This window comes from Streptomyces sp. NPDC035033, assembly GCF_040636735.1.
Classification (GTDB): domain Bacteria; phylum Actinomycetota; class Actinomycetes; order Streptomycetales; family Streptomycetaceae; genus Streptomyces.
In genome coordinates this window covers 36775-56051 of the sequence record NZ_JBEZUZ010000049.1, presented here as the reverse complement: position 1 = coordinate 56051, position 19277 = coordinate 36775, and the positions used below count along the sequence as shown (strand labels likewise).

The following is a 19277-nucleotide window of genomic DNA, read 5'->3' as shown; positions in this document are numbered from 1 at the left end:
GCCGCCCCGCCGCCCCGCCGCCCCGTGCCGCCGTCGGCCCGCCGCTCCGCCGCCCCGCCCGCCCCCTCCGGCGCCGGGCGAGGTCCTCCGCCCGCGCGCCCGGGAGGTCAGTGGAACCGGGTGGTGTAGAGCCGCGCCTTGTAGATCTGGGCGCCCGGCCGGGTGCGGTCGCCGCCGGTCGAGAAGCGGACGGTCGAACCGCCCCAGACCGAGTCCTCGACGTCGGGGTCGGCCGTCCACATGGCCTGGCCGCCGGCGTGCCGCACGTAGGACTTCACGTACGACATCCTGGCGATGACGGTGGCCGTCCGGGCCGTCTTGTCGACCGAGTACACCCGGTGGCTGTCGGTGACCAGCAGGGTGCCCGGCCGGGCGTAGTCGGGCTGGATGTCGTGGCCGTTCCCGGCGATGGTGATGTCCCGGCCGTGCTTCTCCAGCCGGGCCGCGCGCAGCGTGCCCTTGACGCGGTAGGTGCGGACGAGGGTGCCCCCGGTGACCCACAGCAGCTCGTTCTGGTCGTCCCACAGCACCGCGTGCGCCTTGGTGAAGGCGAGCGTCTGCACCTCCTTGAGCGTGGCGGGGTCGCTGCCGGAGGGGGCGAAGACGTGCAGCCGGTCGCGCGAGCCGGCCACCACGACCGTTCCCGCGCGGGGGACCCGCTCGATGCTGTGCGGGTAGCTGGTGATCCGTGCCGACCACATCAGGTCGGCACGGGTGAGGTGGGGCTTGGAGGTCACGTCGACGATTCCGGCCCGGCCCTCGCCCGGCTTGCCGAACGTCATCAGGGCGATGGTTCCGTACCGCTGGGTCTCCCGGAAGCGGACCTCGAACGGGTGGTCCCAGCCGGGAGCGTTGCCCGTGCTGAAGCTCCACAGCACGTTGGCGTCGGTGAACCCGGCGGTCCGGTCGAACAGGAGGACCTGGCCCTTCTTCTGTTCGGTGATGGCCACCTTGTACGCGCCCGCCGTGGCCGTGGCCGTGGCCGTGGTTTGGGCCTGGGCTTGGGCTTGGGCCTGGGTTGCGTCCATCTGTCGTCCTCTCGGGTGAGTGCTCGCGCTGGTGGGGCCGGGGGCCGGGCGTCCCTCGTGCGACGCCCGGCCCCCGGCCGTTCCGGTGGGGTCCCGCGTCAGAAGGTGCCCGCGTTCAGGGCCTTCTGGAGCAGGCGGGTGGTCTCCGCGTCCCAGGCGCCGCCCGGTGCGGAACCGAGGTGGCGCCGGAGGGCGGTGACGGTCTCCGGCCCGACGACGCCGTCCGCCTTCGCCTTCACGTACCGCTGGAGCGCCGTGACGGTCAGCGGCCCGAAGGCGCCGTCCACCTCCAGCCCCGCCTTCGCCTTGTCGTTCAGCGCCCGCTGGAGCGCGGCGCAGGTGGCCGGGCCGAACTGTCCGTCGACGACGAGGGCGCCGCTCCCGGCCACCACGGCCACGGGCCGGACCGGCTTGTTCCGGCCGGCGAGGACCGCCTTCATCATCGCCGCCGTGCTCGGCCCGTACGCTCCGTCCACGGGCAGCTTGTGCTTCGTCTGGAAGGCCCTCAGCGCCTTCTCGGTGGCCGGTCCGAAGTCGCCGTCCACGGCCAGTTTGGCGTTCTGCACCGTGTTCAGGTTCTTCTGGAGCGTCTTGACCGCCTGCCCCTTGGAACCCCGGCGCAGGATGCCGTCGTTGCCCGGCATCGGCGCGCCGCCGTCCTTGTAGGCGGGCCGCCCGTACCCCACGATGCAGGCCGCGTTGCGGCGCCGCCGGAGGAAGGCGTTGGAGGTGTTGCCCTCCAGGGTGATGAGGGTGCGGTTCTTGTGGACCGCCTCCACGATGCCGACGTGGTCGATCCGGCTGATGGAGCGCGAACCGGACCAGTCGAAGAACACGATGTCGCCCGGCCGGATGCCGCCTATGCCGTAGTGGAAGCGGCCCTTCTTCTGGAAGGCCCTGGCGTGCGCGGTCGTCAGCGCGAACTTGCCCATGACGGCCGGCAGGTTGTCGGAGTGGGCGGCCGCGTAGCTGACCGCCATGTCGCACCACGGGCCGGTGAACCCGTACCAGCGCGTGATGTGGTTGCGGTTGGAGCCGGGCGGCTCCTCCTTGGTGCCCAGCAGCTTGCGGGCGGCGCGCAGCATCCCCTGTACGTTCCCCATGTCAGAACTCCACGTCTTCCGGAAGGGCCTCGACGTCCCCGGTCACCTCGTCGTCGGGGTTCTGGCTGACGCCGGCCTGGTCCGGGTCGACGTCGAAGATCCCCGCCCCGCCGACCGGGTAGGGCACGTTCTCGGCGGTCTCGGCCGCCGCGTTCACGGGCTCGGTCACGAACCGTTCCTCTCGCTCGTCCGCCGCGTGGCGGAACACCGGAGCGCGGCACCCCGGCGGGGGCCGCTCGACGACGAGTCCAGCCGCCGGAGCGTTGATGGGCAGCCCCTGTTCGTGCTGGTAATCAATCCGCCGCCCCTGCGCGGGCCGACCCGGCCGCCCCGGCGCGCACCGACTCCGCCGCCCCTGCGTGGGCCGACTCGGCCGCCCCGGCGCGCGCCGACTTGGCCGCCGCGAACAGGCGTCCTAGCGTGACGGCGACACAACTGCGGTACGTACCAGGGCCACGGGGGGCTGGACATGGGTCGTCGTGAGAATCCGCTCGATCCCGAAGCGGGACCGGTCGAACGGTTCGCGGTGGAGTTACGCACGCTGCGCGCCGGGGCGGGCGGCCCCACCTACCGGACGATGGCGCGGCGGTCGGCGTACTCCGCGCCCGCGCTGTCCCAGGCCGCGTCGGGGGAGCGGCTGCCGACGCTGGCGGTGACCCTCGCCTACGTGGCGGCGTGCGGCGGCGACGCGGCGGAGTGGGAGGAGCGGTGGCACGCCGTGGCGGAGGAGGTCGCCGCGGTCCCGCGGGAGAACGGGGGCGGCGAGGAGTCGCCGTACCGGGGGCTGGCCCGGTTCGAACCCGGCGACGCCGAGGTGTTCTTCGGACGCGCCCCCCTGGTGGACAGCCTCCTCGAACTCACCCGCACGCACCGGTGCGCCGCGGCCGTCGGCCCGTCCGGCAGCGGGAAGTCCTCCCTGCTGCGCGCCGGCCTCGTCCCCCGGCTGCGACAGGGGACGGAACCGGGGCCCCGGCCCGCCGCGATCCGCATCCTCACCCCCGGCGAGCACCCCGTGCGCACCCACGGCGCCGTGCTGGAACCGGCCCCCGGCGAGGGGGACACCCACATCCTGGTGGACCAGTTCGAGGAGGTCTTCACCCTCTGCCCCGACCCCGCCGAACGCGCCGAGTTCATCGCCATGCTGCTGGCCGCGCGGGAGCCGGACCGCCGGCTGCGCGTGGTCCTCGGCATCCGCGCGGACTTCTTCGGGCGGTGCCTCGAACACCCGGGCCTGGTGGACGTGTTGCGCGACGCCGGCGTGCCCGTGGGCCCGATGCGTCCCGAGGAGCTCCGGGAGGTCATCGTCAAGCCCGCCGCCGCGCGCGGCCTCATCGTCGAGCGCGCCCTGACCGCCCAGCTCGTGGAGGAGGTCGCCGGGGAGCCGGGCGGTCTGCCGCTGCTCTCGCACGCGCTGCTGGAGACCTGGCGCCGGCGCTCCGGCCGCACCCTCACCCTCCGGGCGTACGAGGCGGCCGGCGGGGTACGGGGCGCCATCGCGCAGACGGCGGAAGAGCTGTACGCCGGGCTCGACCGGGAGCGGGCCGCCCTCGCCCGGCGCGTCCTGCTGCGGCTCATCGCCCCCGGCGACGGCACCGCCGACACCCGCCGCCCGGTGGACCGCGCGGAACTGGAGACGGGCGACCCCGAACGGGCCGGGGAGGTCGACGCCGTGCTGGACCGCCTGGCCCGCGCCCGTCTGATCACCCTGGACGGCACCACCGTCCACCTCGCCCACGAGGCGCTGATCACCGGCTGGCCCCGGCTCACGGCCTGGATCGAGGACGACCGCAACCGGCTGCGCGTCCTGCGGCGTCTCACCCAGGCCGCCGTCGCCTGGCGGGACCTGGGCCGGGACGCGGGAGCGCTGTACCGCGGCGTACGGCTCGCCGAGGCCGAGGAGTGCTTCGCCGGCACCGGCCGCGACGGCGACCTGACCCCGCTGGAGCGGGAGTTCCTCGACGCCGGCCGGGCCGCCCGCACCCGGGAGCGCCGGCGGCACCGCGCCCTGGTCGGCTCCGCCGTCCTGCTGCTCGTCCTCGCCCTGGTCGTCGGCGCGGTCGCGTGGCAGCAGAACCAGGCCGGTGAGCAGGAGCGCCTCGCGTCCGCGGCCCGCCGCGCCGCCACGGCGGCCGAGGGACTGCGCCCCTCCGACCCGCGCACCGCGCTGCGCCTGAGCGTGGCCGCCTGGCAGCTCAGCCGTGCGCCGGAGACCCGCTCGGCCCTGCTGGGCGCGCTGGCGCAGCCGGAGCTGCCGCCGTTCACCCCGCCGGGCGGTCCGCCGGAGTCGTCGGTCCTGAGCGCCGACGGCCGCACACTGATCACCACGGAGGCGAACGAGGTCACCCTGTGGGACCTGCGCACCCGGCGGGTCTCGGCCACCTACCGCCCCCGGCTCGGCGAGGACGCCTCCGCCATGGGGCACCAGATCTCGCCCGACGGACGGTTCCTGACCGGCTGGACCGACGGGGGCTCGCGGCTGCGGCTGTGGGACGTACGGGCCGGGCGCTGGCACGGCCCGTCCCTCGTCCGCGACGCGGCGCCCCCCGGCTCCGACTCCGTCGCGGGGACGGCGGACCCCGAGGGGTCGAGCTACGCCATGGGGTTCAGCCACAGCGGGAACTCCCTGCTGGTGGGGGTGGACGACCGCGTGGAGGTGTGGGACGTCCGCAGCGGCGCACGGCAGTTCGCCCGCGAGTTCCCGGGCGAGGGCGGCCGGTTGTGGGGCGACGTCTCCCCGGACGGACGGCTGCTCGCCCTGTGCGCCTCGAACGGACTGCGGCTCTGGGACCTGCGCGCCGACCGCCGCGCGGACACCGCCTGGACCGCCCGCCCGTCCTGCGAGGCGGAGGGCCTCCCGTGGTTCACCCCGGACGGCCGGGCGCTGGCCATGCAGGACGGGCACGGCCTCCGGCGCGTCGACGTCTCCACCGGCGAGGAGCTGCCCAGGCTCGAACAGGTCGCCCCCGTGAGCTTCACCTTCAGCCCGGACGGGAGGTTCGCCGCCGGCGTCGGCTCCGGCGACATCCTCCTGTGGCGACTGGACCGCCCCCACGGCCCGGTCTTCCGGCACCCGGTCGCCGAGGAGGGGGCCGAGGAGGTGCGCATCGACACGGAGGCACGCGCGCTGCGCTACACCACGGGCAGCCCCCAGGGCACCCAGACCATCCGCAGCCTCGACGTGAGCCGGGCCCTGGGCCCGTCGTGGCAGGAGAGGGCGGCCACCCAGGCCGTCCACAGCGCCGACGGCCGGGTCGTCGCCGTCGTCCGCGCCGGCCGCCTGGCCCTCCTCGACGGCCGTACGGGCCGGCACCTGGCCGCGGTCCCGGTGGCACCGGCGGGCGGGACCTCGGCGGACTCCCCCGTGCTGATGTCGCTGAGCGCCGACGGCCGGCGCCTCGCCTTCGGCCGGGGCGCGGCCGACGACCTCGGCCGGCCGACCCGGATCACCGTGTGGGACACCACCCGCAACCGGAGCCTCGTGGACGTCGCCGCCTCGTCCGAGGAGGTGGCGTTCACCGGTCTCGCCCTCGGCCCGGACGGCACGACCCTGATGACCACGGACGACTCGGGCGGCGAGATCACGGTCCGGAACGCCGCCGACGGCACGAGGCTGCGGGTGCTGAACCGGGGGAAGGACGACGAGGCGGACGGGGACGACGGAGCCCTGACCGCCGTCTCCCCCGACGGCGGCACGATCCTGACCGACGCCGGCACCCTCGTCCGCGCCGCGGGAACCGGCCACGAGCGCACCGGGCTGGAGAACTGCGCGTGCCGCACCGTCTTCAGCCCCACCGGCGACCGCGCCGCCGTGATCGACTCGGGGGCCGGCATCACGCTGTGGGACGGACGGCTGCGCACACCGCTCGGGCTGCTGTCCGGCGGCCTGTCCAAGGGCATGCCGGGCGTACCGGAGCAGACCACCGCCGTCGCCTTCTCGCCCGACGGCTCCGTCCTCGCCGCGGCCGGGTCGTACGGCACCGTGCGGTTGTGGGACGTGGCCTCCCAGCAGCCGCTGGGTACCGCCCTGCCCGGCGCGGGGGACACCGTCCTGTCCCTCGCGTTCGGCGCGGACGGCCGCACCCTGCACGCGGCGGGCGCGCGCGTCCCCGTCCAGACGTACGACATCGACCCGGCGCGGGCGGTCACCGAGGTGTGCCGCCGCGCCGGAGGCCCGCTCTCGCCCGCCGAGTGGCGGACGTACCTGCCCGGCGTCCCCTACCGCCGGGTGTGCTGACCGGCACCCACGGGGCGGGACGGGACGAGCCGAGCCGACGCCCGACGCGGACGCCGCCGGTCCTGGCCGCGCGCTGCCGGCACGCGGGGCCGGCACGCGGGGCCGGTACGCGGGGGAGACGCCGTGACAGGCCCGCCGCACCCGCGTCATGATTTCCCCGGGCGGCAGTACGCCGGTACGCGAAACGGGGGTTGTTCGTGGGTGGGGGGTCGCGTGAGGGGACATCAGGCCGGATCGAGTACGGGCCGTTGCCGCCACGTTCGGTCTGGGGGCTGCGGTGCCAGTTCTACCTGCAGTGGATCTATCTGCCCGTAGGCGCCGTCGTGGCCTTCGTTCCCTTGCTCCTCGCCGGGGGCGGCGGGATGCCGATGTTCGGCCGCACACCGAAGGGCGTGCCGAAGGACCCGTACGGTGACGGCGTGTGGCTGTCCCGGCGCCAGTACCGGCTGGAACGGAACGGCACGCCCGAGCAGTGGCGGGAGCGGGCGGGCTTCGCCCTGCGGCGGGCCGTCGCGCAAGGTTCCCAGGAACCCGACGGGAAGATCTCGCTGCCCGTCAGCGCCTACCGCGGACTGGGGATCGAGGGCCTCGACGAACTGGCCGGTGCGCTGGGACGGCGCCTCGACCGACAGCTTCTGCGGTTCGGGGAGGTGGCCCTCGAACCGGTGCCGCCGCCACCGGGAGCCGCTTGTCGATGAGCCCGGGGCGCTCCGACGGCGGCCGAGTCGGCGACGGCGATGCCTTCGGGGAGGCCGGTCCAGCGGGCGGCCCGGTCGGGAGTTCAGTCGTCGAACACGTTTAGGAACTTGGTGGACGCCCACCGGAACTGCTCGTCGTCGTCGCGTGACTCCAGCAAGCCGGCCTCCACGAGCGCCAGGAGGGTGGCGTGGAGAGCGCGTCCGGCCGGGTTGTCCTCCCAGAAGATCCTCTTGCTCTTCGAGAAGGGAACGTCGGCCGTGAGCGCGCCGAGGCTCAACCCCAGCTCGTACGCGGCCTGGTCCCAGTCGACCCAGTCCTCCAGCGCTTCCGAGAAAGTCATCTCCGTCACTCACCCTTCTCCTCGGTACGGTTCGGTTCGACTCGGTTCGATTCGGCTCGGTTCGGTTCGAGTCCGGAGGCCGCTCTCCGGCCACGCGGGTACACCCGGAGAGCCGGTGTCCTGTGACGGCGGAGCCGGATCGTCCGCCGTCGAAGCCGGACGGGCCGACCGCCGCCCGGGGAGGTCCGTGCGGCGGTCAGGAGCCGGCCCGGTGCCAGGGCGCGTCCGGCCGGGTGGGGAGGGCGTCGGGGGCGAGCCGCAGCGCGTACACCGGCCGGTCGCCGGGGACGGGGCCGAGGTACTCGTGCCCGGTCATGTGGCACCAGGCCGGGAGGTCGAGGGGCGCGGCCGGGTCGGTGGCGAGGACGTGGACGACCGTGCCGGGCGCGGCGGTGGCGATGCGGGTGCGCAGGCGCAGCAGGAGCGTCACGCAGAGCAGGCCGGTGCCGTCGACGGTGACGTCCGGTGCGGGGATCGCGTTCATCGGGGCAGGGTCTGGGTGACGCGCCACAGGCGGCGGGGCAGGTCGCCCTCCTCGAAGGAGTGGACCTCGCTCAGGGTCCAGCCGTCGGCGAGGGCGTCGACCAGGCCGCGGTCGAAGAAGTGGACGGCGAAGCCGCCGTGCTCGTAGATGTCGTCGCCGTGCGCGGTGCCCGCGCCGTAGTGGGCGTCGCCCGTGTGCCGGACGGTGTAGACGAGGACGCCGCCGGGCCGCAGGACGCGCCGGATCTCGCCCACCGCCGCGTGGATCTCCCGGGTGGACAGCGCCATGCACAGCAGCATGTGCGCGAACACGGCGTCCACGGATCCGTCCGGCAGGGGCAGCGCCTCACGGACGTCGTGGACGGCGGTGGTGACCCGCCCCGCGACGTCCTGGGCGCGGGCGGCCTCCCGCAGCTGCTCCAGGCCGACGGGGCTGAAGTCGGTGGCCCGCACGGTGAAGCCCTCGCGGGCGAAGTACAGGGCGTCCCGGCCGTGTCCGGCACCGAGTTCCAGCACGTCACGCGCGCCGGCGGCCCGGAACACCCCGGCGGCGTGGACCGCGGGCGCGGAGGGCAGCTCGCCGTACATGCCGGGGTGGGCGGCGTAGGTCTCCTGCCAGTGCTCGCGCTGCGCGCCCGCCAGATCCTTCTCCGTGCCCCCCATGCCGAGGCGCCTTCCTGCTTCCGTCTCACAGCCGATGCCGTGACCAGCTTAGACCGTGCCCTGCGGGGTGCGGCGGAGGCACCGTCCGCCGGGTCGGCGTCCGACCGGGTCGGCGTCCGACCGGGTCGGGGCCCGATCCGGGGCGGGCGTGATCGGGTGAGAGGGGGGAGCCGCGGGGCACGTCCCCCGCGGCGCGCGCCCCGCGGGGGACGACTGCCCCGACGCGGTGTGCCTAGGAAGCCTTGGGCCACGAGAACCGCCCTGCCCGGTGGGCCCAGGTCACGAGCACCATCAGCACGGCCGCCAGGCCGCCCAGCACCATGACCGCCGAGGGCGAGGAGCGATCGAGGACGGCCCCTCCGACCAGGGCTCCAATGGAGATGGTGGCCTGGAAAGAGGCCGTGAAGAGGACGGAGGACGCCTCGGGGGAGCCGGGCGCGGCCTTGACGAACCACGTCTGCGAGCAGACCGGGACGGCGCCGTAGGCGACGCCCCAGACGATCAGCAGCGCCACCGCTCCCGCCTCCGACCCGCCGAGGACGGGGAGGAGCAGGGTCGCACCGGCGATCGACGCGCCGACCGCGGCGAAGGTGGCCCGCGGGTGGCGTCCCACCGCGGATCCTCCGAGGAAGTTGCCGGCGATGCCGGCCGCTCCGTAGAGGAGCAGATAGACCGTGATGAGCCCCGAGCTCACGTGGGTCACCTGCTCCAGGAAGGGAGTGACGTACGTGTACGTGCCGAAGTGGGCGAGCACGACGAGGAAGGTGATCACCAGGGCGAAACGGGTGTTGACGCTCCGGAGCATGCCGCCGAGGAGGTCGAGGCGGGTCGCCCGGTCGGAGGGGAGCGGCGGGACGACCAGGAGCAGCAGGACGAGAACGGCCAGCGTGAAGCAGCCCATGACGAGGAAAGCCGTCCGCCACCCCGCGATGTCACCGATGAACGTGCCCAGCGGCACCCCGAGGACGGAGCCGAGCGGTACCGCGGAGAAGATCACCGAGGTCGCGCGGCCCACGGACCTGGCGGGAACCAGCTGGCCGGCGAGCCCGGCCCCGATGGACCAGAAGCCGCCGATGGTGATCCCCACCATGACGCGGGAGATCAGGACCACCCCATAGTTCGGCGCGACGGCGGCCAGGAAATTGGCCAGCGCCAGCAGGAGGATGAACGCGCCCAGCATGACCCGCCGGTCGACGCGCCCCGTGGCCACGGTGACCAGGGGGGCCGAGACCGCGGCCAGGAACCCGGGCATGGTCATCATGAGACCGGCCATTCCGTCCGAGACGGTGAAGCTCGACCCGATCGAGGTGAGCAGACCGATCGGGAGGATCTCGGTGGTGACGATGGAGAAGATCCCCGCCGTCACCGCGATGACGGCCAGCCAGGAAACCAGGGGCGAGCGGTCGGGCGAGGCGAGAGAGGGAACGGAAGAGGTGGTGGCCGCAGACATGAATCCTGTCCTGAACTGGGCGTCACATGGGGAATGTGCCCCCTAGTCCAACAGGAACGGGCACCGTCTTCCGGCAGGATTCCGACATCAACGACGAGCCCCGAACCGGAGCGGGGCGGCGGGTGCCGGCGGCCGGGAGGCCGACGGGGAGGGACAGGCCGTCCGCGTCCGACAGGACCCGCACCTCGGAATCGCCTTCCCCCGGCCCACGGAGCTCGGACCGCCGCGTTCGCCCCCTTTTTCCGCCCGGACCCGGGCGGGTCACGTCAGCGGCGACAAGGCGTACGGCCCCCGCCGCCGCAACGCGGCCGAGCGGATCGTCGACCGGTTCGAGAAGCCCCGGGCGGTCGCCGTCCGCCACGGCGAAAGGGCCCGCGTCGTCCGCGGCACCGTCACCGCGGCGGCGGTCCGTTCATGGCTCCGACCGTGATCCGCCGTGCGGGATCTACCACTTGACCTGGTGGAAGTCCATCGTGCCGAAGGTCACGATGTCCCTCGCGTAGCTCCACAACGCGTACTGCTTCTGATCGGCACGGCGATAGGTCTTGCCGAAACCGTTGTCGAGGATCTCGGTCCAGCCGTTGCCCTGTCCGTAGTGCGCGAACAGCCGGTCGTTGCGCCGCGCCGCGTCCTCTCCGGACTCCGCCGGGGTCTGGTAGATCACCTCGTGCAGCCGGCCGCGCCACAGGGCGAGAAGCAGCCGGCCGCCGTCGACCACGTAGGTGTCCACCACCGCGTCGGGAGCTTTCCCGTGCGGGACCGACGACTCGAGCGCGCCGGGGACCCGCACGTCGTCGGCGGCGCACAGCAACTCCAGCAACGGCAGGTCATCGGCGAGGGAGTCCATGAGCGGCCATCCTATGGCCTGCCCGGAGGACCGGACAGGACCGGGCCGACCCGGCCGGCGCCTCCTGTACGCCGCGGACGCGCGCGCCGGCCCCCGCGACCCCGGCGAGATCCGCCGGACAGCCTCTGGCCGGCATCGAGCCCCGGGCACGCCGAGCGCCTCCCGACGCCGTCCACGACCGCCGGCCTGCGACATCGGCCACGCCACGTGCCGAGGCGGCGGCAGCTCGACCGGCCAGGACGCCTTGCCCGCGGTGACGAGGACAGCCGATCACCCGCTCCATGAGACCCGGAGCGCGGACGTCCGTCGCGGTGGCCGACCCGCCGGACGGCACCCACCGTCGTGGCGGGGACCGCCGGCCGGGTCTCCGCCGTCTGCCGGGACGGGTCACCCCGGTGCGCCGTCCCCGTCCGGCGTCAGGACCATGCGGAGGCGGGCGCGGCCCGTCAGCATGCGGGCGAAGGCTTCGGAGACCTCCGTGAGGGCGGCGGTCTCGACCATGGGGCGCACACCGTGCAGGACGGCGAAGCGCATGGCCTCCTCCGCGTCGGCGGCCGTGCCGGCGGGGTGCCCCTGGACGACCTGTCCCGCCGCCACGAGCGGCGCGGTCGGCACCGTCAGCGGTTCGGCGTCGACTCCCACGACGACCAGGCGGCCCCGGGGCGCGAGGCCCCGCAGGAGGGCGGAGGCCGCGGGAGCGCTGGCGGCCGCGGCGATGATCACCTGGGCGCCGCCGAGCCGCCCCAGCTCCTCTGCGGGCGAACCGGTGGTCGTGTCGATGTAGGAGTGGGCCCCGAGCTCGCGGGCGAGGACACCCTTCTCGGCGCCCCGGGCCAGGACCACGGTGCGCATGCCGGATCGGGCCGCGAACTGTGCGGCCAGGTGACCGACGCCCCCCAGACCGAGGACGGCCACGGTGTCCCCGGGGCGGGCACCGCTGTGACGCAGGGCGTTGAAGGCCGTGACCCCGGCACACCCCATCGGCGCCGCCTCCACGAGTCCGAGGCCGTCGGGGACACGGGCCAGCGCACGCTCCGGGACGACGACATGGCTCGCGTACCCGCCTCGCATCGACCACCCGGGCACCAGCAGGTCGGGGCACATCATCAGGTCTCCCGAGCGGCAGGCCCGACAGCGCCCGCACTCCCCTCCGAACCAGCCCACGACCACGCGGTCGCCCACGGCACGGCCCTGAACGGCGTCGCCGAGCGCCTCGACGCGGCCGGCGATCTCGTGGCCGGGCACCAGTGGGAAGCCCACGCCGGGGAAGGCGCCGGCGACGAACATGGCATCGGTCCGGCACACGCCCGCCGCTTCCACACGGATCCGGACCTCCTGGGGCCCGGGCACCGGGAGGTCGCCTGTGACGACCTCGAACTCCCCTCCGGGAGACGCCACGTGAGCCATTCTCAGCTGGGACATCGCTTCCCTCCATTCGCGCCCCGGACCCGTGCTGCCGGTGGCGTCCGACGAGTGGACCCGGCGACAAGATCCACCCCCGGTGGCCCGGCGCGGTCGCTCCGACCGCGGTTCGTGCACCAAATGGACGAGAGCCGTGCTCTTTCGGGCAGGACGGCACCCGCCCGCGCCGTGCCCTCCGTTCAGCCGACCGCGCCGAGCGTCTCCGAGAAGCGGCGCCGCGCCGACCGGCCCGCCGGCAGGGCGGCGAGCACCGCCGCCCCCAGGACGGCCGCCAGCACCAGCGCCGCCAGCAGGGCGGGGGAGGGGGCCTCGGCGATCCCCGCGCCCATACCGCTCGAACGGCCCTGGGCGTCGATCAGCAGGCGCGCGAGCGGCACCCCCAGGACCGTCCCCAGGAGGGAGGCGGCGAGAGCGGTGCAGCCGGTGGTGGTGACGGTGATGGCGGCGATCTGACGGGGGGACAGCCCGATCGCCTTCAGCGCGGGCAGGTTCCGCTCGTGCTCGCGGACGGTGCCGCCGATCGCGGTCAGCAGATCGATGAGGCCGATGAGGGCGAGCACCGCGATCAGACCGGGGACGACTCCCCGCAGGGCGGACAGGCCGTCGACCGGGTTCGCCACGGTGTTCACGTCCAGGTGCCCCCGTCCGGCGGCCGCGAGCCGGCCGGCGACCTGCCGGGGGTCGGCGTCCGGGGTCAGGCGCAGCCTGTGGAGCGTCGGACGGAGCCGGGGGTCGTTGGCGCGCAGGGTGTCGAAGGAGGTGGAGACGGTCCGCCCGGCGTTCTCCGGCTCGATGCTGCGGCCGACGATGTGCAGGATCTGCGGCTGGGAGCCCACGGTCATCCGCACCCAGTCCCCGACCCGTACGTCCAGCAGGTCGAGCAGCCCCTGCCCGGCCACCGCCTCGTCGGGGCCTTGCGCGGGACGGCCCTCGGCCAGGGCGTACGGGTAGGGGTCCTCGCGGGTGCCGAGACCGCGCAGGGTGATCGTCGCCGTCTGGCCGGGCACCAGAGCGGCCACCTCGACGCCCGGGTACGCCGCCGCCACCTGAGGATCCCGCTCCAGGAGGGCGCGCACCTCCCGCTCGCCGAGCGCGGCGTCCGCCCGCACGCCGAGCGCGGTGGGCAGGCCCACTTCCGCGGGCCTGCTGTGGAACCGCTCGATGGTGGTCCACGCGCTCAGCGCGACCACGATCAGCAGCAGGGGCAGAGCGAGCCGGGCCACGGTCCCCCACGACCGCGGGCGGCGGGTGAACGCCCGGTGCCAGCCCAGCACCAGCGCGGGCGGCAGCCCCGCCGCCCCGACCCGTGCCCCGAGGGCACGGCGGGCCGGGGCCGACAGCCGGCCGCCCGTCGGCGCACCGGAGCGCCGACGGGTGGGCACCGGTGGTACGCGCCCCGCCCGCCAGGCGGCGAGCCCGGTGGTCGCGCCGATGAACAGCACGGCGCACAGCGGGACGACGATCAGGGCGGCGGTGTGGTGCGGCAGGCTCTGCCACAGGCCCACCGCGTCCCCGAGCCGCCCCGGGATCCAGCTGCCCAGCGTTCCGGTCAGCACGGCGGCGGCGATCGCGCCGAGCAGGGCGTACGCCGTGTGCTGGAGGAGGAAGAGACGGACGACCTGGCCGGGCGTGAAGCCGATCGCCTTCAGCACGGAGATGTCCCGCAGGTGACCGCGGATCCGCGTCCCGATCGCGCCGTGCACGGCGATGCCGGCGGCGATCAGCGCGCCCAGCCCGAACAGGCCCAGCACCTGGCCCAGCAGGCGGTTGTCCCCCTGCGCCTCGGCCTCGGCCTGCTGCCAGGTGGAGACCTTGCCGATCGCCCCCGCCCCCAGGGCGGTCACCGCTCGCTGGACGGCGTATCCGGTGTCGTCCGGGTCGTCGAGCCGCAACCCGACCACCAGGGAGTCCGCGCCGGACACCGCCGTCGGCTGGGCCCAGACCACGCCGGGCTGTTCGCCGGGCCGGTAGCGGGGTTCGGGGCTGTCGGCGATGCCCACGACCCGCAGGACGCGGCCGCCGGCGGGAACGGTGAGCGTGTCTCCGGGCTCGGCGAGCAGGGCCCGGGCGAGCCAGCTCTCCAGAACCACCCCGTCGGGCTCGGACGCCCTCAGCCAGTGGCCGGAGGTCAGCAGGGGACGGCCGGTCGACGGCACGTCGGACGAGCTGCCGCGCAGTTCCACGGTGGCGCGGCCCGGGCCGGACGCGACGGTGACGACGGCGGCGGGGTAGGGGCCGGCGACCGACTCGACCCCGTCGAGACCGGCCAGCTCCGAGGCGTCGGCGGTGGGCAGGACGTGGAGCCAGACGTGCGCCCCGCGCGCCTGGGCGAAGGTCCGCTGCCAGGGGTTGGTGGCGTAGCCGAAGAGTGCGAGGGCCAGGAGGAGGGAGCCGACGATGCCCGCGGTGGCCAGGACGAGGAACAGCGCCTCGCCCCGGTGCGCGCGCAGGTCCGCGTACGCCCAGCGCAGAGTGGCTCGCACAGGACTCAGTCCCTCCGTCCGCGAACGGGTCCGTGGCCGGACGTCCGCATGTCAGTCCCTCAGCTCCAGCACGCCCGATGTCCCCGTCCGGGGAGCCGCCGGCTCGTCGGCGAGTTCCACGTCGTCGACGATCTGCCCGTCGAAGAAGGTGATCACCCGGTCCGCCGCGCTCGCCAGGCGTGCGTCGTGCGTGACGAGCAGGATCGCCTGGCCGCGCTCGTGGAAGCGCGAGAGCAGCCGCATCACGTCCCGGGTGCCCTTGCTGTCGAGGCTGCCCGCGGGTTCGTCGGCCAGCAGCAGGGGCGGGTGGTTGACCAGTGCCCGTGCGAGCGCCACCCGCTGCTGCTCTCCGCCGGACAGCTCGTCGGGCATGCCGCGTTCCTTGCCGCCGAGTCCCAGCTCGGCCAGCAGCCGTTCCCGTTCGGCGCGCGCCCGCCTGGGCGGGACTCCGGCGAGCAGGGCGGGCAGTTCGACGTTGTCGGCGACGGACAGGTCGGACACCAGGTTGAAGAACTGGAAGACGATCCCGACGCGCGTGCGGCGCTCGACGGCCCAGCGGGCCTCCCCGTACCCGTCGGCGCGTTCGCCGTCCAGCCAGATGCTGCCGGAGTCCGGCCGCTGCAGCCCACCGAGCAGGTGCAGGAGGGTCGACTTCCCGGCACCGGACGGACCGGTGACCGCGACGAACTCGCCCCGCCGCACGACCAGGTCGACACCGCGCACGGCGTGCACGGGGGCTCCCTCGCCGTGGTGCGTCTTCGTCAGCCCCTCGGCGCGCAGCAGGGGAGTGGGAGCGTCGCTCATTCCTGCCCCTCCAGTTCTTCCTGGCACCGCTCCAGCCAATCGAGGTCGGCCTGGAGGTGCAGCATCGCCCCTTCGATCAGCAGACGGGCGATGCGGTTGTCGCGGTCCTCGCCGGCCGCCAGCTTGGACAGCTGCCGCATGGTGTTCAGGTACTGGCGCCGCTGACGGTTGATGAGGTCGATCTGGCCGGCCAGGCCGGTCTGCGGGGCGAGGGCGAGTTTCATGAAGAACTCGTCCCGCACCCGCGGTTCGTCCTCCGTCTCCTCGAACCAGTCCCGCAGGGCCTCCCGGCCGGAGTCGGTGAGGTGGTAGACCTTCTTGTTGGGACGGCCGGTCTGCTCGACGTCCTCGCACTCGATCATGCCGGACTTCTCGAGGCGGCCGAGGGTGACGTAGATCTGGCCGACGTTGGGCTGAGGGTACGCGGAGCCCAGGAGTTGCTCAAGGCCCAGTTTCAGCTCGTATCCGTGGGCGGCTCCACGCGCGAGAAGCGCCAGGAGAGGCAGGCGCACCGGTGCAGTCCTCCTGATCCTCACCCGAACGTCGTGTGCTCTGGGGCCTAGTATCACTTATGTCTAACGGGTATACATAGCCACTGGCCGGTCGGATGTGCCGCGGCCAGGTGTGGGGGGAGGGCCCATGCGGTGGATGCGGACCGCCGGCAGGGCTCTTCTCGTCCTCGTCGTCCTGTCGGCCGGCTGCCTCACGTCCGGGGGGCCGTCGCGTCCGGTCCCCTCCGGTGACGGCCGCGGTCCCCTCACCCTGGCGACAGCGGGGGACCTCACGGGTTACCTGGGCCCCCTCCTGGAGGAATGGAACCGGGCCCGGCCCGGAGAACGCGTCACCCTCGTCGAGTTGCCCGACGCGGCCGACGAGGCGCACGCGCAGATGGCCACGGACCTGCGCGAGGGCGACCGCGGCCGGTTCGACGTGCTGAACATCGACGTCGACCGGACCCCGGAGTTCGCGGCATCGGGCTGGATACGGCCCCTGCCCCGGGACCGGTTCGCCCTGGAGGAGTTCCTGCCGCCGGTCGTCGCGACCGCGACCTACGACGGGCGCCTCTACGCCGTTCCGTACGTCACCAACGCCGGCCTCCTCCTCTACCGCGAGGACATCCTCGCCGCAGAGGGCGTCCGGCCCCCGCGGACCTGGGACGAGCTGGAGCGGTACGCGCGGACCATCGCACCGCGGCACGGAGTCGGGGGGTACGCCGGCCAGTTCCTGCCGTACGAGGGCCTGACGGTGAACGCGGTCGAGGCGATCTCCTCGGCCGGGGGCTCGGTCCTCGACGCCGACGGCCGGCGGGTCACGGTGGACTCCGAGGCCGCCCGCGAGGGCGTCGCCTTCCTCGCGCGCGGGGTGCGCGAGGGCTGGATACCGCACGAGGCCCTGTCGTACAAGGAGGAGGAGTCCAGGCGGGCCTTCCAGGAGGGGCGCCTGCTCTTCCTGCGCAACTGGCCGTACGCCTACACGGCGGCGTCCGCCGAGGGGTCGAAGGTGGCCGGGCGCGTCGGCGTCGTGCCGCTGCCCGGTCCGGAGGGGCCGGGGACCAGTGTCCTCGGCGGCTCCAACCTGGCCGTCAGCACGCACGCCCGGCACCCCGACACGGCCGCGAGCCTGATCGCGTTCCTCACGGGCGAGCGGGCGCAGCGCCAGGTCCTCACCCGCGGCGCGCTCCCGCCGGTCCGGGCCGATCTGTACGACGACCCGGAACTGGTGCGGGCCTTCCCGCACCTGCCCACCTTGCGCGCGAGCGTGCTCAGCGCGGTCCCCCGGCCCAGGAGCGCGCACTACGACCAGGTCAGCCTGGTCGTGCAGGCGGTCGTGCGCGACGCGATGACCGGGCGGGAGACTCCCGGATCCGCGGTGCGCAGGATGGCGCGCGAGCTGACCGCCCTCGCGCACAGGTGAATCCGCGTTAGGTAGGGCCTCCGGCCCCTCTCTGCCGTTCCGCCCCCGTGACTCTGCACTTTTGTGCCGACTGGCCGGTGGTTCACGACTTCTCGTTGACACGTTCTCGATACCGATACCTAACATGCATGTATAACTTCGGTTCTCTGAGAGACGGGTCAATGGGGTGAAAACGCACCACTGGTGGCGCGACGCCGTGATCTACCAGGTCTACATACGCAGCTTCCTGGACAGCACCGGCGACGGGGTCGGCGACCTCGCCGGCGTCCGGACGGGACTGCCCTACCTGAAGAAGCTCGGCGTCGACGGAATCTGGCTGAGCCCCTTCTATCCCTCGCCGCAGCACGACCACGGTTACGACGTGGCCGACTACTGCGACGTCGATCCGCTCTTCGGCGACCTCGCCGAGTTCGACCTGCTGGTCGCGGACGCCCGTCGCCTCGGCATCAAGGTCCTGCTGGACATCGTCCCCAACCACTGCTCCAGCGAGCACCCCTGGTTCCGGCGGGCGCTGGCCTCGCCGCCCGGCAGCGGCGACCGTTCGCTCTTCCACTTCGCCGACGGCCGGGGCCCCGAAGGGAACGAGCCGCCCAACAACTGGCACGCCATGTTCGGCGGCCCCGCCTGGTCGCGCGTCACCGACGCGGACGGGCGGCCCGGACAGTGGTACCTGCACATGTTCACCCCCGAACAGCCCGACTGGAACTGGCGTGACCCCCGGGTCGCCGCCGAGTTCGACCGGATCCTCCGCTTCTGGCTGGACCGAGGGGTGGACGGCTTCCGCATCGACGTCGCCGCCGGCCTCTTCAAGCACCCGGAACTGCCGGACTCGGACGACCCCGGGGCCGATGCCCGCACCCGCGACTCGGTCAACCCCCTCGCCTGGAACCAGCCCGAGGTCCACGACGTGTGGCGCCACTGGCGGGCGGTCTGCGAGGAGTACACCGCCCGCGACGGCCGCGACCGCCTCCTGGTCGGCGAGGTGTCGGTGCCCACGGCGCGCGAACACGCCCGGTACGTCCGGCCCGACGAGCTCCACCAGGCGTTCTTCTTCGACCTGCTCAGCGCCCCCTGGGACGACGACGCCTTCCGCAAGGTCATCTCCGAGGCCATGGAGGACATCGCCGGCACCGGCTCGACCGTCACGTGGGTGCTCAACAACCACGACCAGGTGCGCACGGTCACCCGCTACGGCGAACCCGCCACCGGCGGCAGCGGTCAGGGTGCCGCCCGGGCACGGGCCGCCGCCCTCCTGATGCTGGCGCTGCCCGGGGCGGCGTACATCTACCAGGGCGAGGAACTGGGCCTGCCCGAGGTCGTCGACCTGCCCGACGACGTGCTCACCGACCCGATCTTCCACCGCACCGGGAGCCGCACCGGCATCCGTGACGGCTGCCGGGTGCCGCTGCCCTGGTCCGGGCAGGTGTCGCCGTTCGGCTTCAGCTCCGGTGCCGCGGGCGTCAAGCCGTGGCTGCCGCAGCCGGACTACTTCGCCGAGTACGTCACCGAACGGGCCCTGGCCGACACCCGCTCCTTCTGGCACCTGTACCGCGAGGGCCTCCACCTGCGCGCCACCCTGGACCAGTTGGGCGAAGGGACCTTGCGCTGGCTGGAGACCCCGCCGGGCCTGCTCGCCTTCGTCCGCGGCGACGGCCTGACCTGCGCCGTCAACTTCGGCACGGCACCCGTGCCCGCGCCGGTCTCCGGCGTCCCGCTGCTGTCCAGCGGCCCCTGTCCGGCCGGCGTGCTGCCCGGCTCGACGGCGGCCTGGTGGATCGACGACTTCTCACCCGCCTCCTGAGTCATC

The 19277-nt window shown here is 74.0% G+C and carries 16 protein-coding genes; 4 read left to right on the top strand and 12 right to left on the bottom strand.

The features are described from left to right. Positions 1-107: 107 nt before the first annotated feature. The 3 genes from AB0E83_RS20680 to AB0E83_RS20670 form a co-directional block, all read right to left on the bottom strand. A complete protein-coding gene (locus AB0E83_RS20680; RefSeq protein WP_362113567.1) occupies positions 108-1028 on the bottom strand; it encodes a DUF6528 family protein in 921 nt (306 codons plus the stop codon). Positions 1029-1126: 98 nt separating this feature from the next. Beyond that, the gene (locus AB0E83_RS20675; RefSeq protein WP_362113564.1) at positions 1127-2131 is read right to left on the bottom strand and encodes a peptidoglycan-binding protein; all 1005 of its coding nucleotides are present in this window, start codon (positions 2129-2131) and stop codon (positions 1127-1129) included. 1 nt (position 2132) lies between these two features. Next, positions 2133-2300, bottom strand: a complete 168-nt coding sequence (locus AB0E83_RS20670; RefSeq protein ID WP_362113561.1) for a hypothetical protein — start codon at positions 2298-2300, stop codon at positions 2133-2135. A 300-nt stretch (positions 2301-2600) separates the two neighbouring features. Here AB0E83_RS20670 and AB0E83_RS20665 point away from each other — a divergent pair, with 300 nt between their 5' ends. Both AB0E83_RS20665 and AB0E83_RS20660 read left to right on the top strand, forming a co-directional pair. After that, a complete protein-coding gene (locus tag AB0E83_RS20665; RefSeq protein WP_362113558.1) occupies positions 2601-6365 on the top strand; it encodes a hypothetical protein in 3765 nt (1254 codons plus the stop codon). Between the two features lie 323 nt (positions 6366-6688). Then, positions 6689-7063: a hypothetical protein gene (locus AB0E83_RS20660; RefSeq protein WP_362113555.1), complete on the top strand. Its 375-nt coding sequence runs from the start codon at positions 6689-6691 to the stop codon at positions 7061-7063. Between the two features lie 83 nt (positions 7064-7146). On the opposite strand, the gene AB0E83_RS20655 is transcribed toward AB0E83_RS20660, so the two are convergent. The 9 genes from AB0E83_RS20655 to AB0E83_RS20615 all read right to left on the bottom strand — a co-directional run bounded on the left by AB0E83_RS20655 (position 7147) and on the right by AB0E83_RS20615 (position 16068). Continuing rightward, positions 7147-7413, bottom strand: a complete 267-nt coding sequence (locus AB0E83_RS20655; protein WP_362113554.1) for a hypothetical protein — start codon at positions 7411-7413, stop codon at positions 7147-7149. 187 nt (positions 7414-7600) lie between these two features. Beyond that, positions 7601-7888, bottom strand: coding sequence for a sulfurtransferase TusA family protein (locus AB0E83_RS20650; protein ID WP_362113551.1), 288 nt, complete (start codon positions 7886-7888; stop codon positions 7601-7603). Further along, positions 7885-8550, bottom strand: coding sequence for a class I SAM-dependent methyltransferase (locus AB0E83_RS20645; protein WP_362113548.1), 666 nt, complete (start codon positions 8548-8550; stop codon positions 7885-7887). Before AB0E83_RS20645 ends, AB0E83_RS20650 begins: the two co-directional genes overlap by 4 nt. A 232-nt stretch (positions 8551-8782) precedes the next feature. Beyond that, complete coding sequence (locus AB0E83_RS20640) at positions 8783-10000, bottom strand: MFS transporter (protein ID WP_362113545.1); 1218 nt, start codon at positions 9998-10000, stop codon at positions 8783-8785. A 445-nt stretch (positions 10001-10445) separates the two neighbouring features. Further along, complete coding sequence (locus AB0E83_RS20635) at positions 10446-10847, bottom strand: hypothetical protein (protein ID WP_362113543.1); 402 nt, start codon at positions 10845-10847, stop codon at positions 10446-10448. Between the two features lie 387 nt (positions 10848-11234). Next, a complete protein-coding gene (locus AB0E83_RS20630) occupies positions 11235-12254 on the bottom strand; it encodes an alcohol dehydrogenase catalytic domain-containing protein (RefSeq protein ID WP_362113576.1) in 1020 nt (339 codons plus the stop codon). 194 nt (positions 12255-12448) lie between these two features. Beyond that, entirely contained in the window at positions 12449-14752 is a 2304-nt protein-coding gene (locus AB0E83_RS20625; RefSeq protein WP_362113541.1) for an FtsX-like permease family protein, read from the bottom strand. A 51-nt stretch (positions 14753-14803) separates the two neighbouring features. After that, a complete protein-coding gene (locus tag AB0E83_RS20620; RefSeq protein ID WP_362113539.1) occupies positions 14804-15556 on the bottom strand; it encodes an ABC transporter ATP-binding protein in 753 nt (250 codons plus the stop codon). Continuing rightward, complete coding sequence (locus AB0E83_RS20615; protein WP_362113537.1) at positions 15553-16068, bottom strand: PadR family transcriptional regulator; 516 nt, start codon at positions 16066-16068, stop codon at positions 15553-15555. The genes AB0E83_RS20620 and AB0E83_RS20615 overlap by 4 nt, the downstream gene beginning before the upstream one ends. 127 nt (positions 16069-16195) lie before the next feature. Between AB0E83_RS20615 and AB0E83_RS20610 the strand changes: the two genes are divergently transcribed. Continuing rightward, positions 16196-17470 carry an ABC transporter substrate-binding protein gene (locus tag AB0E83_RS20610; protein ID WP_362113535.1) on the top strand — a complete coding sequence of 425 codons (1275 nt, stop codon included), beginning with the start codon at positions 16196-16198 and terminating at the stop codon, positions 17468-17470. A gap of 166 nt (positions 17471-17636) precedes the next feature. Beyond that, on the top strand, positions 17637-19271 hold the full coding sequence (locus AB0E83_RS20605) for a glycoside hydrolase family 13 protein (protein ID WP_362113533.1): 1635 nt from the start codon (positions 17637-17639) through the stop codon (positions 19269-19271). The last annotated feature ends 6 nt before the right edge of the window (positions 19272-19277 follow it).

What these genes read in the sequence shown, in the direction of transcription:
- AB0E83_RS20665 (WP_362113558.1), top strand. Translation starts at nt 2,601, where the DNA reads ATGGGTCGTCGTGAGAATCCGCTCGATCCCGAAGCGGGACCGGTCGAA.
- AB0E83_RS20610 (WP_362113535.1), top strand. Translation starts at nt 16,196, where the DNA reads ATGCGGTGGATGCGGACCGCCGGCAGGGCTCTTCTCGTCCTCGTCGTC.
- AB0E83_RS20650 (WP_362113551.1), bottom strand. Translation starts at nt 7,888, where the DNA reads ATGAACGCGATCCCCGCACCGGACGTCACCGTCGACGGCACCGGCCTG.
- AB0E83_RS20640 (WP_362113545.1), bottom strand. Translation starts at nt 10,000, where the DNA reads ATGTCTGCGGCCACCACCTCTTCCGTTCCCTCTCTCGCCTCGCCCGAC.
- AB0E83_RS20620 (WP_362113539.1), bottom strand. Translation starts at nt 15,556, where the DNA reads ATGAGCGACGCTCCCACTCCCCTGCTGCGCGCCGAGGGGCTGACGAAG.
- AB0E83_RS20680 (WP_362113567.1), bottom strand. Translation starts at nt 1,028, where the DNA reads ATGGACGCAACCCAGGCCCAAGCCCAAGCCCAGGCCCAAACCACGGCC.
- AB0E83_RS20630 (WP_362113576.1), bottom strand. Translation starts at nt 12,254, where the DNA reads ATGGCTCACGTGGCGTCTCCCGGAGGGGAGTTCGAGGTCGTCACAGGC.
- AB0E83_RS20675 (WP_362113564.1), bottom strand. Translation starts at nt 2,131, where the DNA reads ATGGGGAACGTACAGGGGATGCTGCGCGCCGCCCGCAAGCTGCTGGGC.
- AB0E83_RS20635 (WP_362113543.1), bottom strand. Translation starts at nt 10,847, where the DNA reads ATGGACTCCCTCGCCGATGACCTGCCGTTGCTGGAGTTGCTGTGCGCC.
- AB0E83_RS20645 (WP_362113548.1), bottom strand. Translation starts at nt 8,550, where the DNA reads ATGGGGGGCACGGAGAAGGATCTGGCGGGCGCGCAGCGCGAGCACTGG.